This is a genomic window from Steroidobacter sp. (assembly GCF_016790065.1).
In the GTDB taxonomy this organism is placed as follows: domain Bacteria; phylum Pseudomonadota; class Gammaproteobacteria; order Steroidobacterales; family Steroidobacteraceae; genus Steroidobacter.
Map to the genome: position 1 here is coordinate 1 of NZ_JAEUPY010000810.1, position 2,465 is coordinate 2,465.

A 2,465-nucleotide genomic window follows, 5' to 3' on the forward strand; every position below is an offset into this window, starting at 1 on the left:
GAAACTCCAGAGTCGCGGTCGTCTCGCGAGACGGCCAAGATGTGGCTGCACGGTTTGCACGAAGGTGTGGCGTTGGGCGCGATCGGTCAGTGGCTAGTCACTGCGATCGGTATCGTTCCGCTGGTTCTGCTGTGGACCGGATTGCGCAGCTGGTCGCGTCGGCGTGCTGTGCGAATCCAGTCGACACCATCCGCATGACCACCGACAGATCGGTTCTCGACGAAGTGAAACTCACGCGACGACAGTGTCTGTACGCCGGTGCGCTGGCGTTGCTGGGGGTGCGGGCGGCGTCAGCAACTGGCCGGCTGTTCAGTCGTTACGTTCGTATGCGCGATGGAACTCGCATTGCAGTCGACATTTGGCTGCCGGCCGATCTGGGCACGCGCAAAGTCGGGACGATACTGCAGCCAACACGCTACACGCGCGCATTCCAGAAGATCGGCGCGTCTCTGGCCAACGATTCCAACTTCGAGACTGCCGAACTCATCAACAACGCCGGCATGGCATATGCGATTGCGGATGGTCGAGGTACGGGCGCTTCGTTTGGTTCGCGCGGTGGAGAGCTCACGGCGGCGGAGTTCGACGATTTCGGTCAGCTCATCGACTGGCTCTCGACGCAGTCGTTTTCCAACGGTCGCGTCGGCGCGATGGGCAGTTCCTATCCGGGAACACTCGCCGAGAATCTGGCCAAGATGCGGCGCCCGGCATTGCGGGCGGTGGCGCCGCGATTCAATTACTTCGACGTGTATCGGCATCTGTCGGTGCCGGGAGGGTTGTACTCGCGCACCTTCATGGATCGATGGCGTCAGTTGGTGGGCGTGGCCGATCGTGTGCCAGAATTCGTCTGCGCCGAAGCTGCACGCAAGCAGCAGACCTGCGCGGTATTCGCGGCAACGCTGCCGATACCCAAGCCCGTCGATGGGCCCGAGGGACTGGCGTTGTTACAGGCAGCACAACGGGAACACGCGTCAAACGTCAGTTTTGCCGGGCTGGTCGATGCCAACAAGTTGCTGTTTCGTGATGATGCTCGCGACCAGTTCAGTTGGACGACGATGTCGCCTGCGGGCGATCTCGCTGCCATCGAACAGTCGAACGTTGCGTATTTCGTGCAGGCCAGCTGGCTCGATGCGGCCTCGGCCGCTGGAGCGTTACAACGATTCGGTTCGTTACGCAACGTTCAACAGGTGCAGATCGGTGCGTGGAGCCACGGCGGCGCAGAAGTGTGCGACCCGTTGCTCGGGCCTGCATCCGGGGAGCGTTCGGAAGCTGACGTGTTGAGCGGGACCATTGCGTTTTTCTCACAGCATCTAAGCGATGCGGTCACGCCAAAGCAAACATCGTCGAAGCTTAGTTACTATGTCATGGGCTCCGGTGAGTGGCGTGAGACGTCGGTCTGGCCACCAGCAGGGACGCGCTTACAACGGCGTTACTTGCATCCCGATGGCACTTTGCAAGACGCAGTGGCACCCAGGCGCACTACGGTGCCGCTCGCTATCGTGACAAATCACGGCACTGGTAAGACTGCTCGTTGGGGTGCGCGACCCACTCCCGTCGCTTTCGATCGAACGCGAGCCGCGGGCTTGACGGCTTTCACTACTGCGGCTTTTGAACGGCCTTGCGTCCTGGCTGGCAACGTTCGTTGCGGTTTGCGCCTGACCTGCGATCAACCCGACGGCAGTGTGTTCGTCTATATGGATGTGGTTCTGCCTACCGGCGAACTGCGCTATCTGACCGAGGTCGGGCAGCGCTTGATTCATCGACTCGATTGGCAGGCGCCCGCCGGATCGCAGGCTGGTTTCACACGCGCTGAAGCGCGAGCGGTGCCAACTGGTGAGCCGTTCGAGTTGCTTCTGGAGCTGCTGCCGATCGCGGCACGGATCGAGGCTGGGTGGCGTCTGCGTGTATCGTTCGCGGATCGCGATGTCGATTGGTTCGATCGATATGATGACGGGCGTGCGCCGGCGATAGGCATTCTGGTCGGCGAGCGCGAGGGCTCCTGGGTGGAACTGCCGACGATGCTTACCCGCTGAACTTCCACGAGGAATCGTACTAAGACGAAGCAGCGCGGCGAACTACCTACGCCGCTTACGATGTGAGCGGCGGCCGCTGATTCCTCTGTATTGCCGGCACTGCGCGCGGTATCGTTGCCGCGTGCAGGACTCCCTCGACACCTGGTTCAAGCGCGAAATTCTGCTGCACGAAGCGGCTTTGCTCCGCTATCTGGCCCGAGTCTGGCGCAAGCATGACGAAGTGCAGGACTTGCGGCAGGAGATCTATGCGCGGGTGTACGAGGCGGCGCGCGCCGATCGGCCGGTGTCGCCCAAGTCGTTCTTGTTCGCGACCGCCAGAAACATGATCACCGATCGGATCCGCCGCGGCCGCGTGGTGTCGATCGAGGCGGTGGGCGATTCGGAACTGTTCGATGTGCTGGTGGATGAACTGGGTCCCGAGCGTCGCACCAGCAA

Annotated in this window: 3 protein-coding genes; all 3 read left to right on the plus strand. The window is 61.8% G+C overall.

What is annotated here, in order from left to right; all coding sequences use genetic code 11:
• A partial coding sequence (locus JNL55_RS32765; RefSeq protein ID WP_293864665.1) for a PepSY domain-containing protein occupies positions 1-198 on the plus strand: 198 nt, incomplete at its 5' end.
• A complete protein-coding gene (locus tag JNL55_RS32770; protein WP_293864668.1) occupies positions 195-2,030 on the plus strand; it encodes a CocE/NonD family hydrolase in 1,836 nt (611 codons plus the stop codon). The genes JNL55_RS32765 and JNL55_RS32770, both read left to right, overlap by 4 nt.
• 121 nt (positions 2,031-2,151) lie before the next feature.
• Positions 2,152-2,465 (plus strand): RNA polymerase sigma factor (locus JNL55_RS32775; protein WP_293864671.1); only part of this gene is annotated, 314 nt, incomplete at its 3' end.

Bases quoted from the DNA above. Each gene is read 5' to 3' on its own strand.
- JNL55_RS32770 (WP_293864668.1), top strand. From the start codon at position 195: ATGACCACCGACAGATCGGTTCTCGACGAAGTGAAACTCACGCGACGA.